This window comes from Trujillonella endophytica (genome assembly GCF_900110555.1).
Classification (GTDB): domain Bacteria; phylum Actinomycetota; class Actinomycetes; order Mycobacteriales; family Geodermatophilaceae; genus Trujillonella; species Trujillonella endophytica.
Map to the genome: position 1 here is coordinate 345,308 of NZ_FOEE01000001.1, position 20,946 is coordinate 366,253.

19 protein-coding genes are annotated in these 20,946 nt (G+C 75.3%); 10 read left to right on the plus strand and 9 right to left on the minus strand.

Annotated features, from left to right (window positions below; translation table 11 throughout):
- Positions 1-50 precede the first annotated feature (50 nt).
- Both pntB and BMY88_RS01690 read right to left on the minus strand, forming a co-directional pair.
- The gene (gene pntB / locus BMY88_RS01685) at positions 51-1,460 is read right to left on the minus strand and encodes a Re/Si-specific NAD(P)(+) transhydrogenase subunit beta (RefSeq protein ID WP_091939457.1); all 1,410 of its coding nucleotides are present in this window, start codon (positions 1,458-1,460) and stop codon (positions 51-53) included.
- Positions 1,457-3,043: a Re/Si-specific NAD(P)(+) transhydrogenase subunit alpha gene (locus BMY88_RS01690; protein ID WP_091939459.1), complete on the minus strand. Its 1,587-nt coding sequence runs from the start codon at positions 3,041-3,043 to the stop codon at positions 1,457-1,459. The genes pntB and BMY88_RS01690 overlap by 4 nt, the downstream gene beginning before the upstream one ends.
- A 269-nt stretch (positions 3,044-3,312) precedes the next feature.
- Here BMY88_RS01690 and BMY88_RS01695 point away from each other — a divergent pair, with 269 nt between their 5' ends.
- The gene (locus tag BMY88_RS01695) at positions 3,313-5,427 is read left to right on the plus strand and encodes a putative bifunctional diguanylate cyclase/phosphodiesterase (protein WP_091939462.1); all 2,115 of its coding nucleotides are present in this window, start codon (positions 3,313-3,315) and stop codon (positions 5,425-5,427) included.
- A gap of 56 nt (positions 5,428-5,483) precedes the next feature.
- A complete protein-coding gene (locus BMY88_RS01700; protein WP_244524400.1) occupies positions 5,484-6,323 on the plus strand; it encodes an HDOD domain-containing protein in 840 nt (279 codons plus the stop codon).
- Positions 6,324-6,447: 124 nt separating this feature from the next.
- Here the strand turns inward: BMY88_RS01700 and BMY88_RS01705 are convergent, their stop codons facing one another.
- Together BMY88_RS01705 and BMY88_RS01710 are read right to left on the minus strand one after the other, a co-directional pair.
- Complete coding sequence (locus tag BMY88_RS01705; RefSeq protein WP_091939464.1) at positions 6,448-7,632, minus strand: acyl-CoA dehydrogenase family protein; 1,185 nt, start codon at positions 7,630-7,632, stop codon at positions 6,448-6,450.
- 6 nt (positions 7,633-7,638) lie between these two features.
- Complete coding sequence (locus BMY88_RS01710) at positions 7,639-8,814, minus strand: acyl-CoA dehydrogenase family protein (RefSeq protein WP_091939466.1); 1,176 nt, start codon at positions 8,812-8,814, stop codon at positions 7,639-7,641.
- 130 nt (positions 8,815-8,944) lie between these two features.
- On the opposite strand from BMY88_RS01710, the gene BMY88_RS01715 reads away from it, so the two are divergent.
- Entirely contained in the window at positions 8,945-9,355 is a 411-nt protein-coding gene (locus BMY88_RS01715) for a TFIIB-type zinc ribbon-containing protein (protein ID WP_244524401.1), read from the plus strand.
- Positions 9,356-9,362: 7 nt separating this feature from the next.
- Here the strand turns inward: BMY88_RS01715 and BMY88_RS01720 are convergent, their stop codons facing one another.
- Together BMY88_RS01720 and BMY88_RS01725 are read right to left on the minus strand one after the other, a co-directional pair.
- Positions 9,363-10,556, minus strand: a complete 1,194-nt coding sequence (locus BMY88_RS01720) for a cation:proton antiporter (protein WP_091939468.1) — start codon at positions 10,554-10,556, stop codon at positions 9,363-9,365.
- A gap of 52 nt (positions 10,557-10,608) precedes the next feature.
- Positions 10,609-11,091 (minus strand): cation:proton antiporter regulatory subunit, encoded by a 483-nt coding sequence (locus BMY88_RS01725; protein ID WP_091939470.1) that lies wholly within the window; start codon positions 11,089-11,091, stop codon positions 10,609-10,611.
- A 105-nt stretch (positions 11,092-11,196) separates the two neighbouring features.
- Here BMY88_RS01725 and BMY88_RS01730 point away from each other — a divergent pair, with 105 nt between their 5' ends.
- Positions 11,197-12,054: a hypothetical protein gene (locus BMY88_RS01730; protein ID WP_091939472.1), complete on the plus strand. Its 858-nt coding sequence runs from the start codon at positions 11,197-11,199 to the stop codon at positions 12,052-12,054.
- On the opposite strand, the gene BMY88_RS01735 is transcribed toward BMY88_RS01730, so the two are convergent.
- Genes BMY88_RS01735 through BMY88_RS01745 form a run of 3 tightly spaced genes read right to left on the minus strand, consistent with a single transcriptional unit; the run spans position 12,040 to position 15,533 of the window.
- On the minus strand, positions 12,040-13,488 hold the full coding sequence (locus BMY88_RS01735; RefSeq protein WP_244524402.1) for an MFS transporter: 1,449 nt from the start codon (positions 13,486-13,488) through the stop codon (positions 12,040-12,042). The two genes, BMY88_RS01730 and BMY88_RS01735, sit on opposite strands and share 15 nt — an antisense overlap.
- Before the next feature lie 47 nt (positions 13,489-13,535).
- Complete coding sequence (locus BMY88_RS01740) at positions 13,536-14,711, minus strand: 4-hydroxybenzoate 3-monooxygenase (protein ID WP_091939475.1); 1,176 nt, start codon at positions 14,709-14,711, stop codon at positions 13,536-13,538.
- 51 nt (positions 14,712-14,762) lie between these two features.
- Positions 14,763-15,533, minus strand: a complete 771-nt coding sequence (locus BMY88_RS01745) for an IclR family transcriptional regulator (protein WP_091939477.1) — start codon at positions 15,531-15,533, stop codon at positions 14,763-14,765.
- Between the two features lie 67 nt (positions 15,534-15,600).
- Here BMY88_RS01745 and pcaH point away from each other — a divergent pair, with 67 nt between their 5' ends.
- From pcaH to BMY88_RS01775, 6 genes are read left to right on the plus strand one after another with little or no spacing between them, the layout of a single operon-like run.
- Positions 15,601-16,380 carry a protocatechuate 3,4-dioxygenase subunit beta gene (pcaH, locus tag BMY88_RS01750; protein WP_091939479.1) on the plus strand — a complete coding sequence of 260 codons (780 nt, stop codon included), beginning with the start codon at positions 15,601-15,603 and terminating at the stop codon, positions 16,378-16,380.
- A complete protein-coding gene (gene pcaG / locus BMY88_RS01755; protein ID WP_211435416.1) occupies positions 16,377-17,033 on the plus strand; it encodes a protocatechuate 3,4-dioxygenase subunit alpha in 657 nt (218 codons plus the stop codon). Before pcaH ends, pcaG begins: the two co-directional genes overlap by 4 nt.
- Positions 17,030-18,193: a lyase family protein gene (locus BMY88_RS01760; RefSeq protein ID WP_091939480.1), complete on the plus strand. Its 1,164-nt coding sequence runs from the start codon at positions 17,030-17,032 to the stop codon at positions 18,191-18,193. The genes pcaG and BMY88_RS01760 overlap by 4 nt, the downstream gene beginning before the upstream one ends.
- Positions 18,190-18,963: a 3-oxoadipate enol-lactonase gene (pcaD, locus tag BMY88_RS01765; protein WP_091939482.1), complete on the plus strand. Its 774-nt coding sequence runs from the start codon at positions 18,190-18,192 to the stop codon at positions 18,961-18,963. Before BMY88_RS01760 ends, pcaD begins: the two co-directional genes overlap by 4 nt.
- A complete protein-coding gene (pcaC, locus tag BMY88_RS01770) occupies positions 18,960-19,373 on the plus strand; it encodes a 4-carboxymuconolactone decarboxylase (protein ID WP_091939484.1) in 414 nt (137 codons plus the stop codon). Before pcaD ends, pcaC begins: the two co-directional genes overlap by 4 nt.
- Before the next feature lie 9 nt (positions 19,374-19,382).
- Positions 19,383-20,843 carry a benzaldehyde dehydrogenase gene (locus BMY88_RS01775; protein WP_091939486.1) on the plus strand — a complete coding sequence of 487 codons (1,461 nt, stop codon included), beginning with the start codon at positions 19,383-19,385 and terminating at the stop codon, positions 20,841-20,843.
- Positions 20,844-20,946: the final 103 nt, after the last annotated feature.

Genomic DNA, 20,946 nt, shown 5'->3' on the forward strand with positions numbered 1-20,946 from the left:
CGGTCGGCGCGTCGGCGGGCCGGCGCAAGGCGGGCCCGCCGACCCGGGGGTCAGAGCGCCTTGAGGATGTCCTCGACGCGCTCGCGGGCGTCGCCGAAGAGCATGCGGGTGTTCTCGCGGAAGAACAGCGGGTTCTGCACCCCCGCGTACCCGGTGTTCATCGACCGCTTGAACACGATCACCGTCTCGGCCTCCCACACCCGCAGCACCGGCATGCCGGCGATGGGGCTGGACGGGTCCTCGGCCGCCGAGGGGTTCACCGTGTCGTTGGCGCCGATGACGAGGACGACGGAGGTCCTGGCCAGGTCGTCGTTGACCTCGTCCATCTCCAGCACGATGTCGTAGGGCACCTTGGCCTCGGCGAGCAGCACGTTCATGTGCCCGGGCAGCCGCCCCGCGACGGGGTGGATGCCGAAGCGGACGTCGACCCCGCGCTCGGTCAGCTGCCGGGTGAGGTCGGCGACCGGGCCCTGCGCGTGCGCCACGGCCATGCCGTAGCCCGGGGTGATGACGACCGACTCGGCGTCCATCAGCAGCTCGGCGACGTCGGCGGCGGTGATCTCGGTGTGCTCGCCGTCCTCGTCGCCGCCGGACGCCGCGGCCCCCTCGTTGCCGAAGCCGCCGGCGATCACGGAGATGAACGAGCGGTTCATCGCCTTGCACATGATGTAGCTGAGGTAGGCACCCGAGGAACCGACCAGGGCGCCGGTGATGATCAGCAGGTCGTTGTCCAGCAGGAAGCCCGCGGCGGCCGCGGCCCAGCCCGAGTAGCTGTTGAGCATCGAGACGACGACCGGCATGTCGCCGCCGCCGATTGAGGCGACCAGGTGCCAGCCCAGCGCCAGCGCCAGAGCGGTGAGGACGGCGAGCACCGGCAGGTTCGGCTCGACCACGAAGACGACGGTCAGGACGACGAACGCCGCGAGCGCGCCGAGGTTGAGCCAGTTCTTGCCCGGCAGCACCAGGGGGTTGCTCCGGATGCGCGCCGACAGCTTGAGGAAGGCGACGATCGAGCCGGTGAAGGTGACCGCGCCGATGAAGACGCCGATCGACACCTCGGCCGAGTGGATCTCCACGGCGAGGGCCAGCTCCTCGGCCTCGCCGGCCGGGGCGCCCTCGACCGACAGGTAGCCGTTCCAGCCGACCAGCACCGCGGCGAGGCCGACGAAGCTGTGCAGCAGGGCGATCAGCTCGGGCATCCCGGTCATCTCGACCTGCCGGGCCCGCCAGATACCGACGGCGGCGCCGACGGCCATCGCGATCCCGATGGCGACGATCGCCGCGGCCTCGAGGTCGTCGGCGGCCAGGGCGACCGTGGCGACGAGCGCCAGGGCCATGCCGGCCATCCCGTAGGTGTTGCCGGCCTTCGCCGTCTCGTGCCGGGACAGCCCGGCGAGGCTCAGGACGAACAGCAGGCCGGAGACGAGGTAGGCGGCCGCGGCGGCGGACTCGAGGCTCATCGGTGCGCTCCCGCGGTCGGAGCGGACACGGCGGTGCGGGCCGGGCCGCGGGTGAACATGCCGAGCATGCGGCGGGTGACGGCGAAGCCGCCGAAGACGTTGATGCTGGCCAGCAGCACCGCGATGAAGGCGAGCACGGTCACGGCCCCGCTGATGTGGCCCAGTTGCAGCAGGGCGCCGACGACGATGATCCCGGAGATCGCGTTGGTCACGCTCATCAGCGGGGTGTGCAGCGCGTGGTGCACGTGCCCGATCACGTAGAAGCCGACGACCACCGCGAGGGCGAAGACGGTCAGGTTGCCGACCAGCTGGTTCGGGGCGAACGCCGTCGCCAGGAACAGCAGGGCCGCGGCCAGGCCGACCAGCGCCGACCGCCGGCCCGCCGACATCGCCGGCTTCTCGTGCCGCACCAGGGGCGCCGGTGGCGGGGGAGCAGCGGTCGCCGGCGCCGCCGAGACGGCCACCGACGGCGGCGGCCAGAGCACCTCGCCCTCTCGGACGACGGTCATCGCGCGGAGAACGACGTCGTCGAGGTCGAGCACGAGCCGGCCGTCCTTGCCCGGCGTGAGCAGCTTGACGAGGTTGACCAGGTTGGTGCCGTACAGCTGCGAGGCCTGGGCCGGCAGCCGCCCGGGCAGGTCGGTGTAGCCGATGATCGTGACGCCGTTGGCCGTCGTCACCACCTGGTCGGCGACCGAGCCCTCGACGTTGCCGCCCTGGGCCGCGGCCATGTCGACGACGACCGAGCCCGGCTTCATCGAGGCCACCATCTCGGCGCTGAGCAGCCGCGGGGCCGCACGTCCGGGGATCAGCGCGGTGGTGATGACGATGTCGACGTCGCGGGCCTGCTCGGCGTACATCACCGCCGCGCGGGCGTTGTAGTCCTCGCTGGTGACCGACGCGTACCCCGTGCCGCCCCCCGGCTGCGGCTCGTCGGCCGGCACGCCCACGTACTCCCCGCCGAGGGAGGCGATCTGGTCGGCGACCTCGGGGCGGACGTCGGTGGCGCGCACGATGGCGCCGAGGCTGCTGGCCGCCCCGATCGCCGCGAGCCCGGCCACGCCCGCACCGGCGACGAGCACCTTCGCCGGGGGCACCTTGCCCGCCGCGGTCACCTGGCCGGTGAAGAAGCGACCGAACGCGTGCGCGGCCTCGATGACCGCCCGGTAGCCGGCGATGTTGGCCATCGACGACAGCACGTCCAGCGACTGGGCGCGCGAGATCCGCGGGACGGCGTCCATGGACAGGGCGGTGATCGGCCGTCCGGCCAGTGCCTGGATCAGGTCGGGGTCGAAGGCCGGCGCCAGCAGGCCCACCAGCATCCCGCCGTCGCGCAGCAGGCCGATCTCGACCGCCGACGGCGGGGTCACGTGCAGCACCAGGTCGGCGCCCCACGTGTCCGCGGCTGCCGCGATCCGGGCGCCGGCCTCGGCGTACTCCTCGTCGGGGAAGGACGCCGCCCCGCCCGCGCCGGACTCGACCACGACCTCGTGGCCCAGGCCGATGAGCTGGCGCACGGTGGTGGGCGTGGCGGCCACGCGGGTCTCGCCCGGGGCGGTCTCGCGGGGAACTCCGATGAGCACGCGCACTCCAGTACAGGTCGGTCCGGCAGCACTGCGGGGGGGCCTGGGGACGGGGAGGCCGCGCGGGACGGCGGGTCCGTGCCCGATTCCTATCAGCCCGGGCGGTCACCGAGAGCTGCGGCTCCTGTGAGGAGCAGCACTCCGGGGGCCGGGAGGTCCCCCGTCGGGGTGGATCGGTGGCACGGCGGGTGCAGCGGAGGTACCGGACGACCGTAGACGACAGTGCGGACGAAATCGTCCGCAACGAACAGCGTGTGCAGGACGGAGGCATGACCGTGACAGCCATCCCGACGGCGATCGCCGATCCCAGGGTGGCCCCGGAGATCGTCTCCTCGGTCTTCTACGGCGCAGCGGTGAGCACCAGCCTCGCCCTGCTGGTCGCCGAGACGGTGGGCGGCGAACCCCGGATCACCTGGGGCAACGAGGGCGCGATGCACCTCCTCGGCTACGCGCTGGAGGACCTGCGGGACCTCCCGGTCGCCCACCTGCTGCCCTCGCTGCGCGGCGGCGAGCTCAAGCTCCTGCTGCGCCGCGAGCGGACCGCCCGGATGAACCTGCCGTTCCGCACGGCCAGCGGGGTGTTCACCGAGTGCGTCGTCCTCTGCACCCCGACCCCGACCGGCCGGATGTGGAACCTGCGGATCGTGTCGGCGGACAACGAGCAGGAGCGCGCGCTGCGCGCGACCGCCGACGTGCACGAGCGGCGGTTCGCCACCCTGACCGAGCGCTCCCCGGTGCCCACGCTGCTCTCGGAGCAGGGCATGCGGCTGGCGCACGTCAACGACGCGTTCTGCAGCCTGGTCGGCCTGCAGTCCGAGCAGCTGCTGGGCACTGGCTGGATGGCGTGCATCCACCCCGACGACCTCGACGGCGTCATCGAGCAGGTCGCGGTCGTCCTCGGGGGCGGCGACGGCGAGGCGCAGGCCCGCCTCCTCCAGCGCGACGGCGGGGAACGGCGCACCGTCATCCGCTTCGCGCACCTGTTCACCCCCGGCGTCGGCGCCGGCTTCGTCGCCAGCATCGAGGACATCACCGAGCGGCTCGCGTTCGAGACCCGGCTGGCCCACCAGGCCAACCACGACCCGCTGACCGGCCTGCCCAACCGCACCCTGCTGGCCGAGCACGTGGCCGCGCGGTTCGTCCGCGGGCAGGCCGGCCTGGCCTGCCTGTTCCTGGACCTGGACAACTTCAAGGTCGTCAACGACTCGCTCGGGCACGCCGCCGGGGACGAGCTCCTGGTCGAGGTCGCCGACCGGCTGCGCGCGGTGGTGCGGCCGGGCGACCTGGTCGCCCGCTTCGGCGGCGACGAGTTCGTCGTCGTCTGCGAGGACGTCGACGAGGACGACGCGGTGACCCTCGCCGAGCGCATCGGCGCCGCGCTGGCCGAGCCGGTGCGCCTCGGCGGCGTCGACGTGCGCCCGCACGCCAGCGTCGGCGTCACGGTCCAGGCGGACGAGCACGCCTGCGCCGACGACCTGATCCGCGACTGCGACATCGCGATGTACCAGGCCAAGGACGGCGGCAAGGGCCGGATCACCGTGCTCGACCACCACGCCCGCGCCCAGGCCCGGGACAAGCTGCGGCTGGTCGCGGACCTGCGCGACGCCATCGAGCGGCGCGACATCGCGCTGCAGTACCAGCCGATCTTCGCCACCGCGGACGGGATCTCGACCGCGGTCGAGTCGCTGGCCCGCTGGCAGCACGCCGAGCGCGGCCCGATCAGCCCCACCACGTTCGTGCCGCTGGCGGAGGAGAGCGGCCTCATCGGGGCGCTCGGCTCGCTGGTGCTGGACGAGACGTGCCGGCAGCTGGCCGAGTGGGACCGCCTGCTGGGCGCCGACGCGCCGCGCCGCGCCAACGTCAACGTCTCGGCGCTGCAGCTGGACGCCAACCTGCTCCCGCTGGTCGTCGCCGCGCTCTCCGGGCACGGGCTGGCTCCCGGCCGGCTGTCGATCGAGATCACCGAGTCGGCGCTCATGAAGGACCCCGACTCGGCCCGGACGGTGCTCCAGCAGCTGCGCGACCTGGGCGTGCAGCTGGCGATCGACGACTTCGGCACCGGCTACTCGTCGCTGGCCTACCTGCGGCACCTGCCGGTGGACTGCCTGAAGGTCGACCGCTCCTTCGTCGCCGAGATCGCCGAGGGACACACCGAGATCACCACCGCCGTCATCGCGCTGGCCGGCAGCCTCGGGCTGAGCACCGTCGCCGAGGGCGTGGAGACGCCGGAGCTGGCCGCCGAGCTGACCCGGCTGGGGGCCACCTACCTGCAGGGGTTCGGTCTGGCGGTGCCCATGAGCGGTGCCGGCGCCGCGGCCTGGTACGCCCAGCGCGCCTCCCCGCCGGGCTCCGCCGTCCCCGGGCCGCGGGCGCCCCTGCCGTGATCCGGACCGCCGTGCCCCGGCCCGCCCGCCCGACCCGCACTGCCCCCGGAGCCGACGTGACCGCCCAGCCCCGCCCCGTGGCCCTCCTCGCCGCCGCCCCCTCCTTCGACCTGGACCGGGTGCTGGCCGGCATCGACACCATGGCCGCCCAGAAGCCGGTGGCCGCGCAGATCGTGTCGGTCGCCAACTCCGACGACACCAGCGCCCGGGTGCTGGCCGACATCCTGGCCGCCGACGTCGCCCTGGCCAGCCGGGTCATGAAGCTGGCCAACAGCGCCTACTTCGGCATGCGCGGGCGCGTGACGACGCTGCAGTTCGCGGTGACCGTCGTCGGCTTCACGACCGTGCGGACCATGGCCACGGTGGCCCTGACCGATCTCGACGACGAGTCGCGGCTGCCGGAGAACTTCTGGGCCAGCACGACCAGCGTCGCGCTCGCCGCGTCCCTGCTCGCGACCCGGTTCGGGGAGCGGCCGCAGGACACGCTCTGCCTCGGCCTGCTGGCCCAGGTGGGCGTGGCGCTGCTGCACCACAACGACCCCGACGGCTACCGCGAGCTGCTGGCGCAGGAGTCGAGCTTCCCCGGCCGGCGGGCCGCCGAGGTGCGCCGGTACGGCATCTCCGGGATGCGGCTGACCGGCGTCGCGCTCGAGCAGTGGGGCTTTCCGCACAGCATGGTGGGGCCGCTGACCGTGGTCGACGACCGGTCCTCGTCCGACGGCGCGCTGCTGCGGGTGGCGTTCGAAGTGGCGGCGCGGCTGACCGAGCCCGGGTACGAGGCCGTCGACGTCGCGCAGCTCACCGACGGCCAGCTGCGCGAGGACGCCGTCGGCCCGGTCCTCGAGCAGGTGGCCCAGGGCGCCGAGGAGCTGCGCCGGGCGATGCTCGACAACTAGGACCGGGCCCGATCAGGGCTCGCTCCTCGGCCACGATCAGCCCACCTGATCATGCAGCGTCCTCCCTCACGTTCTGCGGTGAGGGAGGACGCTCCATGATCAGGGACCCTGATCCCCGCGGGGCTCAGGCGTCGACGCCGGCACCCGGGGCGTAGGGCGCGCCGAGCGGGTCGACCGTCGGGTGGTCGCCCACCGTGGCCGCGAGCCGGTCGAGGGCGAAGTCGCCGTCGCCGAGCACGTGGTCGATCGCGGTGAGCCGGCTGGTGTAGTGCCCGACCTTGTACTCCGCGGTCACGCCGATGCCGCCGTGCAGCTGGATGGCCTCCTGGCCGATGTGCCGGCCGGCGCGGCTGGTCTGCAGCCGGGCGCGGTCGGCGGCGGAGACGACGTCCCCGCCGGCGTCGGCGACCATGCTCGCCCACAGCGCGACGCTGCGGGCCAGCTCGAGGGAGACGTACATGTCCGCGGCGCGGAAGGTGAGCGCCTGGAACTTGTTGAGCGTGACCCCGAACTGCTTGCGCGTCGTGAGGTACTCCGACGTGGTGCGCAGCGCGGTGTCCATGGCCCCGACCGCCTCGTTCGCGTAGGCGATCCGCGCGAGGGCGAAGGCCCGCTCGATGTCGGGGGTGCGGTCGGCGGGGTGGGTGGGGGAACCGCCGTCCCCGAGCAGCCGGGCCGGCGTGGCCGCGAACGTCACGTTGGCCGCGCGCCCGCCGTCGTGCGTGCGGTAGCCGGTGCGGGTCAGGCCCGTCGCGTCGCCGTCGACGACGAACAGCGCCGTGCCCCCGCCGGTGACGGCGCTGACGACCAGGACGTCGGCGCGGGCGCCGGCCAGCACCGGCTCCTTCACGCCGGTCAGGGTCCACGCGTCGCCGTCCCGGGTGGCGGTGACGCCCACGGCGGCGGCGCTCCACCGGGTGGCCGGCTCCGCGTGCGCGAACGCGAGGACGCTGCTGCCCTCGCTCAGCGGACCCAGCAGCTCGGCCCGCTGCTCGGCGGTGCCGACGGCGGCGACCAGGCCGCCGGCCAGCACCACGGCCTCGACGAACGGCTCGGGGGCCAGCACCCGGCCGATCTGCTCGGCGACGATCGCCACCTCGATCGGGCCGGCGCCCATCCCGCCGTCGGCCTCGGCGAAGGGCAGGCCGAGCACGCCCATCTCGGCGAGCCGCGCCCAGGTCTTCTCGTCGAAGCCCGGGTCGGCCCGGGTCACCCGGCGGCGCTCCTCCGCGTCGCCGTAGGCGCGCTCCAGGAGGCCGCGGACGGCCTCGCGCAGGTCGTTCTGCTCGCTGTCGAACTGAAAGTCCACGTCAGATCAGAGCCCCAGGATCGTGCCGGCGATGATGGTGCGCTGCACCTCGTTGGAGCCTCCGTAGATGGAGACCTTGCGGTAGTTCAGGTACTCCGGCGTGGCCACCCGGGCCCAGTCGGGCACCTCGGAGCCGCCGTCGGCGAACGAGGCCAGCGAGAGCGGGCCCGCGATGTCGACCAGCAACTCGGTGGCCGCCTGCTGCAGCTCCGACCCGCGCAGCTTGAGCACCGAGGACGCCGGGTGCGGCCTGCCGTCGGCGGAGTTGGCGACCACCCGCAGCGCGGTCAGCTCCAGGGCCAGCAGCTCGTTCTCGATCTCGGCGATCCGACCGGCCATCCGCGGGTCGTCCAGCAGCGGCCGCCCGCCGGCGGTGGTCTGCCGGGCGAGGTCCTTGGCCAGCGACAGGTAGTACTTGGTCGTGCCGACCCGGGCGATGCCGACCCGCTCGTTGCCGAGCAGGAACTTGGCGATCGTCCAGCCCTGGTTCTCCTCGCCGACCAGGTTCTCCGCGGGCACCCGGACGTCTTCGAAGAAGACCTCGTTGACCTCGAAGCCACCGTCGAGCAGCTCGATGGGCCGCAGCGTCACGCCGGGGGTGTCCATCGGGAAGAGCAGCAGGGAGATGCCGCGCTGCTTCTTCTCCGCGGTCGGGTCGGTGCGGCACAGGCAGAAGATCCAGTCCGCGTACTGACCGAGCGTCGTCCAGGTCTTCTGACCGTTGACGATCCAGTCGTCGCCGTCGCGGACGGCGGTGGTGCGCAGCGACGCGAGGTCGGAGCCGGCGTCGGGCTCGGAGAAGCCCTGGCACCACCAGATGTCGAGGTTGGCGGTCTTGGCCAGGTAGCGCTCCTTCTGCTCCTGGTTGCCGAACTGGGCCAGCACCGGGCCGATCATGGACGTGTTGAAGGCCAGCGGCTCGGGGACGCAGGCCAGCTGCATCTCCTCGCGCCAGATGTGGCGCTGCAGCGGCGTCCAGTCCTTGCCGCCCCACTCGACCGGCCAGTGCGGCACGGCCAGGCCGGCGGCGTTCAGCGCCCGCTGGGCCCGGACGTAGTCGTCCTTGCCCAGGTGGCGCCGCGCGGCCACGGTGTCCCGGATCTCCTGGGGCACCTGCGTGGTGAAGAAGGTGCGCATCTCCTCCCGGAACGCCTCGAGCTCCGGGGACAGCTGCAACCGCATCGGACCTCTCTCCTGACGCCGGCCGCCATGGCCGCCGCCCTCTCGTGCGTGGTGCGGACGACGATCCCACATGTGCTACTCGCCGGTAGCAGGAGCGGGCGGCACCGCTGCCGGGAACACGGAGGCCGCGGTGCCCGTTCCCGCGGGCATGCAGCTGACCTGCCCCAAGTGCCACGGGTCCATGCGGACCTACGAGCGCAACGGCGTCCACGTCGACCAGTGCGGCGACTGCCGCGGCATCTTCCTCGACCGGGGTGAGCTCGAGCGGCTGATCGACGCGGAGAACGCCTGGCACGGCGGCGCCGCCCGCGCGCCGTCGGCACCGCCGGCGGAGGGGCGCTACCGCTCCGACCACGACCGCGAGGCCGACGAGCACCGGCAGGAGCAGCGGTCGTCGTCCGGCGGCGGGGGCGGTCTGGGCGCGGTCGTGAGCGAGGTGCTCGGCTCGGTGCAGGGCCGGTCGCACTCGGGCAGCCGGCACGGGCAGCCCTACCCGCAGAAGAAGCGCAAGGAGTCCTTCCTCTCCGACCTGTTCGGCTGAGCCGCCGTCACGTCCCGGCCCGCCGCTGCTGCGCCGCCCGCTCCGCCGCGCGGACGGCGAGGCGGCGGGCCAGGGGATCGGTGATCCGCGGGGCGAGCGGTCCGAGCACGGCGAGGACGAGGACGTAGGCCGCCACGAGCGCACCGAACTCCGGCGCGACCGCGCTCCCGACGAGGCCCGCGATGATGATCGAGAACTCGCCGCGCGGCACCAGCACCGCTCCCGCGCGCAGCCGGCCGGCGGGGCCCACCCCCGCCCGTCGCCCGGCGACCCAGCCGGTGGCGATCTTGGTGAGGATGCCGGCCGCCGCCAGGCCGAGCGCGGGCAGCAGCACCGCGGGCAGGTCGCCGGGCTCGATCGACAGCCCGGCGAACACGAAGAACACGGCGGCGAACAGGTCGCGCAGCGGCCCGAGCAGGGGACGCAGGCGGGCGACCAGTTCGCCCGAGAGCGCGATCCCCAGCAGGAACGCCCCGACGGCGGCCGACACGTGCACCGCCTCCGCGCCCCCGGCCACCAGCAGCGCGAGGCCGACCACGCTGAGCAGCAGCACCTCGTCCGACCCCGTGCCGATCGCGCGGCTGACGACGTGCCCGTGCTGCAGCGCGACCACCAGGACCAGCACGAGGACCCCGAGCGAGACGGCGATCGAGGCCACCGCCGTCGCCCCGCCCGAGGCGGCGACGAGCGCGGTCAGGATGGGCAGGTAGGCGGCCATGGCCAGGTCCTCGAGCACCAGGACGCCGAGCACCGCCGGCGTCTCGCGGTTGCCGAGCCGGCCGAGGTCGGTGAGGACCTTGGAGACGATCCCCGAGGAGCTGATCGCGGTCACGCCGGCCAGGGCCAGCGCGGCGGTGGGGCCCCAGCCGGCGAGGAGCGCGAAGGCGGCGCCGGGCAGGCCGTTGAGGAGCAGGTCCAGGACGCCGACGGGCGCCTGCCGGCGGAGGTTGGTGACCAGCTCGTCGGCGGTGTACTCCAGCCCCAGCACGAGCAGCAGCAGCACCACGCCGACGTCCGCGCCGGCCTCGATGAACTCCTCGGGGGCGTCCAGCGGGGCCAGACCCCCGCTGCCGAAGGCGAGCCCCGCCAGCAGGTAGAGCGGGATCGGCGAGAGCCCGATCCGGGCCGCGAACCGGCCCATCACCCCCAGCGCGAGGACGACGGCGCCGAGCTCGACGAGCAGCCGCGCCGCGTCGCTCACGCTCTGGGCCTCCCCGGGGTGCGTCGTTCGTCGGTGCGGAACGGGTGGACGGTCAGGGCGCCTGCAGGAGGCTGCGGACCCGCGCGACCCCGTCGGCCGTGCCGACGACGATCAGCCGGTCGTCGGCCTGGAAGCGGAAGCCCGGCCGCGGCGAGGCGACGGCCTCGCCGGCGCGCAGGACGGCGACCACGGACGCCCCGGTGCGGGTGCGCAGCGCGGTGTCGCCGAGGGTCGCCCCGACGTAGGGGGACCCCGGGAGGATCGGCACCCCCTCGGTGGCCAGGCCCGACACCTGCTCGCGCAGCCGCGACAGCCGCTCGGTGATCCGCGGGGCGCCCAGCAGCTCGGCGACCGCGTCGGCCTCCTCGGGGGTCAGCTCCACGGTGGCGGCCGCGGCGTCGGGGTCGACCTCGTCGTAGAGCACGAGGTGCCGGGCCCCGGTGGACTGCGAGACGACGGCGATCCGGCGTCCCGACGCGGTCACCAGGTCGTGCCGCAGCCCGATGCCGGGCAGGCGGGTCTCCTCGACCTCCACCGCGCACCTCCTCCCGCCGCGCTCCCCGTCGCGCGGCCGTCGTCCTCGCCGGTCAGGCTAGAGCCGGCGGGAGTGCGGCGCCCCCACGCAGGGCAGGAGGGGATCGTGTTCGACGTCGACTGGATGGATCTGCTGTGCCGCGCCGTGCTGCGCGAGCGGACCGCTGAGCTCGTCGCCGAGGCGTGCGCGTGGACGGTCGGGCTGTCGGACCGTCCGCACCACCTGCGCCGCCGCGGCCGGCTGGTGGAGACCGGCGGCACGATGGGCGACCGGGCGGCCACCGGCCAGATGCTCAGCGGCGAGGAGGACGGCCGGCTCGACCTCGGCGACGCCCTGCCGGGCAGCTTCGCCGACGCGCTGAACGCGGTGGGACCGGACGGCGTGGTCTACGCCGACCGGTTCGACCACGAGGTGATCGAGCCCTTCGTGCTGGCGACGTGCGTGCTCGCCGCCGAGCGGGCCCGCGCCACCCGGCCCGCGCTGTGGAGCGAGCTGCTCGACGACCTCGGCGAGGACGGGTCCGACCTGCCCGCCCTCGTCGCGGCGGGGGAGTGGGAGGTGCCGCTGCGGATCGAGGCCGAGCACCTGGCGCTGGCCGCGCTGGGCGGCGTCCCGCTGCTGCAGGTGGAGGCGGAGGGCCTGCCTCTGGCGCTGGTCCGCCGGGCGGAGGCGCTCACCCGCGAGGCGGCGGCACCGGCGCCCCGGGCCCCGCGCCGGGAGGCGCTGCCCGCCGAGGACACGGCCGCGTCGGGGGCGGTGTTCCTGGCCCGGGCCGCGCTGGCCGAGGCGGGCCCGGCCGGGCCGGTGGCGCCGGCCGACGCGGACCGGCTGCTGGCCCTCCTGCTGGGCGAGGGGATCGAGCCCGAGGAGGTCCCGGCGGTGCTCCCGCACCTGCCGCTGGCGCCGGGCACCGCCGAGACGGTCCTGGGGCTGCTGGCGGCGGGAGGGTCACCCGGCCGGTGACACCGTCGCGGCCCGGCGCGGCGGCAGCAGCCGGGTGACGAGGGCGGTGAGCACGGCGACGCCCGAGCCGGCGAGTGCCAGCGCCGAGTAGCCGCCGGCCGAGGGGTACGCCGCTCCGTCGGCGGTGGTGGCGGCCAGCACGGCCGCGGTGGCCGCGCTCCCCGTGGCGAACCCGACGTAGCGCAGCACCTGGTTGAGGCTCATCGCGCTGCCGGTCTCCCCGGGCGGGACGGCCGCCACGACCAGGGTCGGCAGGAGCGCGAACACCGCTCCCGTGCCGACGCCGGCGACGGCCATGACGGCGCCCAGGAGCCAGATGCTCGAGGGGGTGAGCGCGTACAGCCCCAGGCCCGCGGCGAGCACGACCGCGCCGGCGGGCACCGCGACCCGCGGCCCGAACCGGTCGGACAGGGCCCGGGCGGAGCGGCTCGCGGCCACGCTGGCGAGGGAGAACGGCACGAGCACGAGCCCGGCGGTCACCACCGAGGCGCCGAAGCCGTAGCCGGAGCCGGTCGGCGTCTGGGCGAACACGGTGACCGAGGAGAGCAGCAGGTAGTTGGCCAGGCCGACGAGCAGCGACGCCAGGTGCGCGGTCGCCGCCCACCGGCCGCGGGCCAGCCGGAGGTCGACCAGCGGCGTGGGGGTCCGCAGCGCCCAGGCGGCCCAGCTCGCGGCGGCCAGGACGGCGACGGCGGCCAGCGCCAGCACGCGCGGCGACGTCCACCCCCACGCGCCGCCCTCGCTGAGCACCAGGAGACCGGCGCTCAGCGCGGTGCCCAGCAGGACGGCCCCCGGGACGTCGATCGCGCGGGCCGGGGCGGACCGGGCCGGGGGCAGCACGAGCGCGCCGGCGGCGAGGGCCAGGGCCGCGACCGCCGCGCCGAACCAGAAGGCCGCGTGCAGGCCGCCCAGGTCGGCCACCAGGCCCGCGACCGGATAGCCGAGCCCCACCCCGGCGACGACGGTGATCGACAGGGCGGCGATCGCGCCGCGCTGGCGGCTGCCCGAGAGCGCGTCCCGGGCCGTGGCCATGGCGAGCGGGGCCAGCCCCAGCCCCAGCCCCTGCAGGGCGCGGCCGGCGAGCAGCCAGCCGAACCCGAGCGGCAGCGCGGCAAGCGTGCTCCCCACGACGACGACGGCCAGCGCGCCGAGCATGACCGCCCGCCGGTGCGGGCCGTCGCCGAGGCGGCCCAGGACGGGCGTCGCGACGGCGCCGACGAGGAAGGTGACGGTCAGCGCCCACTGCGCGGTGGTGACGGGGACGTCGTGCGTCTCGGCGATCAGGGGCACCAGTGGGGCGCCGAGGCTGCTGATCACCGCCACGACGGCGACCGTGGAGACCAGCACCTGCACCAGGCCCCGGGGTGGCGTCCCCAGTGTCGTCGGCGCTCCCGGCGTCGTCGGCGTCCCCGGTGCGGCCCCCGTGCTCGTCACCGGCGCAGTGTCCTCCGCCGTCCGGCGGCCGCCCGGCGGGGTGCGGCTCACGCCTCGATCGGCAGGCCGGTGTAGTTCTCGGCCAGCTCGCGGGCCGCGGCCTCGGAGGAGCAGACGCGGCGCAGCTGGGACAGCTGGAGCTGGGCGTCGAAGTCGTCGCCGGAGGCGTGCAGCATCGACGTCATCCACCAGGAGAAGTGCGTGCACCGCCAGACCCGGCGCAGCGCGGTGTCGGAGTAGGCGTCCGCCAGGTCGGTGCGCCCCTCCCGGAGCAGCCGGACCAGGGCCGTGGCCAGCAGGGTGACGTCGGCGACGGCGAGGTTGAGGCCCTTGGCGCCGGTCGGCGGCACGATGTGCGCGGCGTCGCCGGCGAGGAAGAGCCGGCCGCGGCGCATCGGGGCGCTGACGAACGAGCGCATCGGCAGGATCGACCTGTCGGTGATCGGGCCGGTGTTCGGCGCCCAGCCGTCGAGGGCGAGGCGGGTGGCCAGCCCGTCCCAGATCCGGTCGTCGGACCAGTCCTCGATCTTCTCGTCCGGGTCGACCTGCAGGTACAGCCGGGAGACCTTCGGGGACCGCATCGAGTAGAGGGCGAACCCGTCGGGGTGCCAGGCGTAGATGAGCTCGTCGGTGGCGGGGGCGGCGTCGGCGAGGATCCCCAGCCAGGCGTAGGGGTAGGTGCGCTCCCACACCCGCGCCCCGCCGGCGCCGGCGGCGACGACCGCCCGGGAGGGGCCGTGGAAGCCGTCGGTGCCGGCGATCACGTCGCACTCGAGCACCTGCGGGATGCCGTCGGCGTCGGTGAACCGGATCCGCGGCGCGTCGCCGTCGACGTCCTCGGGCGTCACGTCGGAGACCTCGAACAGCAGCGGCGGGCCGCCGTCGAGCTGGGCGGCGACGAGGTCCTTGGTGACCTCGGTCTGGCCGTAGACCCACACGCTGCGGCCGCACAGCGCCGGGAAGTCCAGCGTGTGCCGGGTGCCGGGGTACTGCAGGTGGATGCCCGAGTGCTCCAGGCCCTCGCGGTGCAGCCGGTCGCCGACGCCCGCGGCGGTGAGGGTGTCGACGGTGTGCTGCTCGAGGATGCCGGCGCGGATGCGCGCCTCGACGTAGTCGCGGGAGCGGTTCTCCAGCACCACCGAGTCGATGCCGTGGCGCGTCAGCAGCCGCGACAGCAGGAGGCCGGCCGGGCCGGCGCCGATGATCCCCACCTGAGTGCGCACGCCGCCGAGTGTGGTCGCGGCGGGGTGGCGCGGTCATCCCCGGCCTCCCGCTCAGTGGAAGTCGCGCACCCGGGCCAGCTGCCGGCCGATGCCGCGGGCGGCCACCTCGAGCACCGGCGCGAGCCGGGTCACGTCGCGGCGCGAGCTCGGGACGACGACGCCGAGCGCCGCGGCCACCACCGGCGTCCCCTCCACCTGCACCGGCACGGCGACCGAGTGGGTGCCCAGCGACATCTCCTCGGTCGTCCGGGCGTAGCCACGGCGGCGCACCTCGGCCAGCTCCCGGCGCAGCCGCCGGGGGTCGACGACCGTGTGCCGGGTCTGGCGGGTCAGCGATCGCAGCACCGAGTCGACGACGTCGTCCGGCGCCGCGGCCAGCAGCACCTTGCCGACGCCGGTCGCGTGCAGCGGCAGCCGGCTGCCGACGGTGCTGACCACCGGCACCGACTCGCGGCCGGAGATCCGCTCGACGTAGAGCGCGGTCGGGCCCTCGCGGACCGCCAGGTGCACGGTGTCGCGGGTGGCGGTGTGCACGTCGAGCAGGAACGGCGCGGCGACCGTCCGCAGCTCGGCCTGCACCGGCGCGAGCAGGCCGAGGTCCCACAGCCGGTGGCCGATCTCGTAGCGGCCGTCGGGCCGGCGGGCCAGGCCGCCCCAGTCGGCGAGCTCGGCGACCAGCCGGTGCGCGGTCGACAGCGGCGTGCCCGACCGCTCGGCGATCTGGGTGAGCGTGAGGCGGGGCGCGTCGGCGGTGAACGCGTCGAGCACGGCCAGGGCGCGGGACGTCACCGACCGTCCCGGCAGCGCGGCGCGTCCGGCCACGGGCGCCCCTTCCGTCCAGTGGGAGTGCGAGCTTGGGCAGCGTAGTGCCGCGGCCTACGGTCGCGGCATGACGCGGAGCACCTCCGACGACCCGGTCCTGCCGCGCTACCTGCGCGAGGACCCCTCGATGCGCACCCCGCTCGCGTACCCCGGCTACCGGAGCACCGCCCTGCGGGCCCCGCTGCGCACGCCGGTCGACCTGCCGCACCGGCTCACCGAGGTCACCGGCCCGGTCCTGGGCGCCGACCGCGTCACCCCCGCCGACGCCGACCTCACGCAGCGCCTCGGCGGCGAGGCCGTGGGCCAGCGGATCCTCGTGCACGGCCGCGTGCTCGACAGCGACGGCCGCCCGGTCCCCGGCGCGCTGATCGAGGTGTGGCAGGCCAACGCCGCCGGCCGCTACCGGCACGTCGTCGACACGTGGCCCGCGCCGCTGGACCCGCACTTCGACGGGATGGGCCGCGTGGTCACCGACGACCTCGGCCGCTACGAGTTCCTGACGATCCGGCCGGGCGCCTACCCCTGGGGCAACCACGCCAACGCGTGGCGGCCGGCGCACATCCACTTCTCGCTGTTCGGCCGCGCGTTCGTCCAGCGCCTGGTCACCCAGATGTACTTCCCGGACGACCCCTTGTTCGGCCAGGACCCGATCTTCGGTGCGATCCCCCCCGCGGCGCGGCACCGGGTGATCAGCCGGTTCTCGCTGGAGCGGACGCAGGCCGACTGGGCGCTCGCGTTCGAGTGGGACATCGTGCTGCGCGGGGCCGAGCAGACGCCGTTCGAGACCACCGCCGACTCCGAGGTGCGGGGGACCGCGGGGCGGAATCGCGCGGGAGGCGCGGCGTGACGGCCCTGAATCCGCTCGACGTGCCGGCCGACCCGCCCGGGCCCTTCCAGCCCCGGTCGGGGAGGCGGGGCAGCGGCTTCCTGACCGAGCCCCTGCGCCGCGGCACCACCCCGAGCGCAACCGTCGGCCCCTACCTGGCGATCGGCCTGACCTGGCCCGACGGCGAGTGGGCCGCCGCCGAGGGGATCGCGGGCGGCTTCTGGATCCGCGGGCGGGTGTTCGACGGGGCGGGCGACGTCGTTCCCGACGCGATGGTGGAGACGTGGCAGGCCGACCCCGACGGGCGGTTCCCGTCGCCCGAGGATCCGCGCGGGGCGGCCGGCCGTCCCGGGTTCCGCGGCCACGCGCGGGCGCAGACGCTGTCGGGCGAGTTCGCCGTCTTCACGCTCAGGCCGGGCCGGGTGCCGGACGGCGAGGGCGGCCTGCAGGCGCCGCACGTGGACGTCTCGGTCTTCGCCCGCGGCCTGCTCGACCGGGTGGTCACGCGCATCTACTTCGCCGACGAGGCCGAGGCCAACGCCGCCGACGTCGTCCTGCGGTCGCTGCCCGACGACGCGGCCCGGGAGACGCTGCTGGCCACGCCCGCCGACGACGGCTACCGCTTCGACGTCCGGTTGCAGGGGGAGCGCGAGACGGTGTTCTTCGCGGTATGAGCCTCTTCGCCGGCACCTTCGCCCGCGGCGGCACCGCCGCCACCGTCTCCGACGACGCCTGGTTCCGGGCGCTGCTCGCGGTGGAGGCGGCGCTGGCCCGCGCCGCCGCCCGCGCCGGTCTCGTCCCCGCCACCGCGGCCGACGCGGTGACCGCCGCCTGCGCCGATCCGGGCCGGCTGGACCTGGCCACGGTGGTGGCCCGGGCCGCCGATGCCGGCAACCCCGTGCCGCCGCTGGTCCGGGCGCTGCGCGAGGCCGTCGGGCCCGATGCGGCCCGCGCCGTGCACGTCGCCGCCACCAGCCAGGACGTGCTGGACACCGCGCTCGTGCTGCTCGCCCGCAACGCGATCGCCGTGCTCGACGCCGATCTGGCGGCGGCCGCGGAGAGCGCGGCCGGGCTCGCGGCGGCGCACCGGGACGACGTCCTCATCGGCCGGACGCTGATGCAGCAGGCCCTTCCGACCACGTTCGGGCTGAAGGCCGCGGGCTGGACGGCGGGCCTGGACGGCGCCCGCACCCGGCTGGCGGAAGTGGTCGCGTCGCTGCCGGTGCAGTACGGCGGGGCGGTCGGCACGCTCGCGGGGTCGGCCGTCGCCGTCCGGGACGCGCTCGCCGCGGAGCTCGGGCTCGAGTCGACGGCGCTGCCCTGGCACACCGTGCGGCTGCCCGTCGCCGACCTGGCCGGCGCCCTCGGTGCGGCGGCGGGAGTGGTCGCGACGGTCGCCGTCGACGTCGTCCTGCTCGCGCAGGCCGAGGTCGCGGAGGTCGCCGAGGTCAGCGACACCCGCGGCGGGTCCTCGGCGATGCCGCACAAGAACAACCCCGTGGCGGCGATCTCCGCGCGCGCCTGCGCCCGGCGGGCGCCCGGCCTGGTCGGCACCCTGTTCGCCGCCATGGAGCAGGAGCACGAGCGGGCCGCCGGCGCCTGGCACGCGGAGTGGCCGACGCTGACCGGGCTGCTGGTCACCGTCGGGTCGGCGGCGTCCTGGCTGGCGGAGAGCCTGGCCTCGCTCCGGGTCGACGTCCCGCGGATGGCCGCCACCGCGGCGGCCGCCGCCGAGGCGATCCCCGCGGCCGCCGGGCTCGACGTCGGGGAGGCGGGCGCGCAGGTGGACGCGGCGCTGGCGGACCACCGCCGGCTGACGGAGGGAGACGCATGAGCGCGGTCGAGGTCGCCTTCTCCGAGGACGGGCCGGTCGACGCGCCGGTCGTCGTCCTCTCCAACTCCTTGGGGGCCACGCGCGGCATGTGGGATCCGCAGGTGCCCGCCCTGGCCGAGCGGTTCCGGGTGGTCACCTACGACACCCGCGGTCACGGGGAGTCGCCCGCGCCTGCCGGGCCGTACACCCTCGACGACCTGGTGGACGACGTCGTCGCGCTGCTCGACCGCGTGGGCGCGCGGCGGGCGCACGTCGCCGGGCTGTCGCTGGGCGGGATGACCGCGCTGCGGCTGGCCGCGCGGGAGCCCGACCGGGTGCACCGGCTCGCCGTCCTGTGCAGCTCGGCGAAGGCGGACCCGCAGGGTTTCCGCGACCGCGCGGCCGCGGTCCGGACCGGCGGCACCGCGCCGGTCGCGGCCACCGTCGTCGGCCGCTGGCTCACCCCGGCGTACGCCGCCGAGCACCCCGACCTGGTCGCCCGCCTGGAGGCGATGATCGCCGGGGCCGACGACGAGGGGTACGCCGCGTGCTGCGAGGTCGTGGCCGGCCTGGACCTGCGCGAGGACCTCTCCCGCATCGCGGCGCCGACCCTGGTGATCTCGGGTGCCGACGACCTCGCGCTGCCCCCGGAGCACCAGCGGCTGATCGCCTCCGGCATCCCGGGCGCCGAGTTCCTGTCGGTGAGCCCGGGCGCGCACCTGGCCAACCTGGAGCGGGTGTCCGAGGTGACGGGCGCGCTGCTGGCCCACGTCGACGGGGCGGGGCGATGAGCGAGGACCTGCCCGACACCGATGCCGCGCGCCGGGAGGCGGGCATGCGCACCCGGCGGGAGGTGCTGGGGAACGCGCACGTCGACCGCGCGGTCGCGAACACCACCCCGTTCACGGCGGGCTTCCAGGACTTCATCACCCGGGTGGCCTGGGGCGATGTCTGGCAGCGGCCCGGCCTGACCCGCCGCGAGCGCAGCATCGCCACCCTGTCGACCACCGTCGCGCTGCGGCACTGGGACGAGTTCGCACTGCACGTGCGCGCCGCCGTGGCCAACGGGCTCACCGACGACGACATCGCCGAGGTGCTCCAGCACGCCGCGGTGTACGCGGGGGTGCCCGCCGCCAACCACGCCTTCGCGGTGGCCGGCCCGATCCTGGCCGAACTCCGCGCCGGCACTTCCGAGGACTGAGGAGACACAGTGGCACTGCTCGACGACGGCGTCTGGCACGGCAAGGTCTGGACGGGCGCGTGGACCGACGGGTCCGGCGGCACCTACGACGCGGTGGAGCCCGCGACCGGGAACGTCATCGCCCCGGTCGGGAAGGCGACCCCCGAGGACGTGATCGCGGCCGCGGAGCGCGCCGCCGAGGCGCAGAAGGCGTGGGCGGCGGCGCCGTTCGAGCAGCGCGCCCGGGTGCTGCGCCGCGCGGGTGAGGTGCTGGAGGCGAACGCCGAGGAGATCAAGGGCTGGCTGGCCCGGGAGTCCGGCGCGATCGCGCCGTTCGGCGACTTCCAGGTGCACACCAGCGCCCAGGAGTGCTTCGAGGCCTCCGCGCTGCCCTCGCACCCCTACGGCGAGCTGCTGCGCACCGGCTCGCCGCGGCTGTCGTTCGCCCGGCGCGTGCCGGCCGGGGTGGTCGGCGTGATCGCCCCGTTCAACGTGCCGACGATCCTCGCCATCCGGGCGATCGCGCCCGCGCTGGCGCTGGGCAACGCCGTCGTCCTCAAGCCCGATCCGCGCACCGCGATCTGCGGCGGCGCCGTGTTCGCCCGGGTGTTCGAGGAGGCCGGCCTGCCGGCCGGGGTGTTCCAGGTGCTGCCCGGCGGTGCCGACGTCGGCGAGGCGCTGGTCGTCGCCCCGCAGGTGCGGGTGATCGCCTTCACCGGCTCGACCCGCGCGGGCCGGGCCGTCGGCGCGCTGGCCGGTCAGCACCTGAAGCGGGCGCACCTGGAACTCGGCGGCAACTCCGCGCTGATCGTGCTGCCCGACGTCGACGTGACCGCGGCGGCCCCGGTCGGCGCCTGGGGCACCTTCTCCCACCAGGGTCAGATCTGCATGGCGACGTCGCGGCACCTCGTGCACGAGTCGATCGCCGAGGAGTACACGCAGGTGCTCACCGAGAAGGTGGAGAAGCTGCCGGTCGGCGACCCGTTCCGCGAGCAGGTGGCCCTGGGGCCGCTGATCGACGCCGGGCAGCGCGACCGGGTGCACGGCCTGGTCACGGCGTCGGTGGCACGGGGGGCCACGGTGCGTACCGGCGGCGAGTACGACGGGCTGTTCTACCGGCCGACCGTGCTCGCCGACGTCGCGATCGACCACCCGGCCTACGCCGAGGAGATCTTCGGCCCGGTCGCGCCGGTGACCCCGTTCGCCTCGCTGGACGAGGTGGTCGGGCTGGCGTCGGGCACCGAGTACGGGTTGTCGCTGGGCATCCTGACGCGCGACGTCTACGCCGGACTGCAGCTGGCCGAGCGGATCCCCTCCGGCCTGGTGCACATCAACGACCAGACCGTGAACGACGAGGCGGTGGCCCCCTTCGGCGGGGTCGGCGCCTCGGGCACCGGCTCCCGGCACGGCGGGGCGCAGGCCAACATCGAGGCGTTCACCGAAACGCAGTGGGTGACGCTGCGGGGGGATCTGCCGCGCTATCCGTTCTGAGTGCAGCCGCGCGCCGTGGGGGGCTCGGTCCCTGATGGCGCGCGGTGTCCCGCGCCGCTGTCGGGCTGGGTGCTGAGGGTCGTCCATGACGTGGATGCTGGAC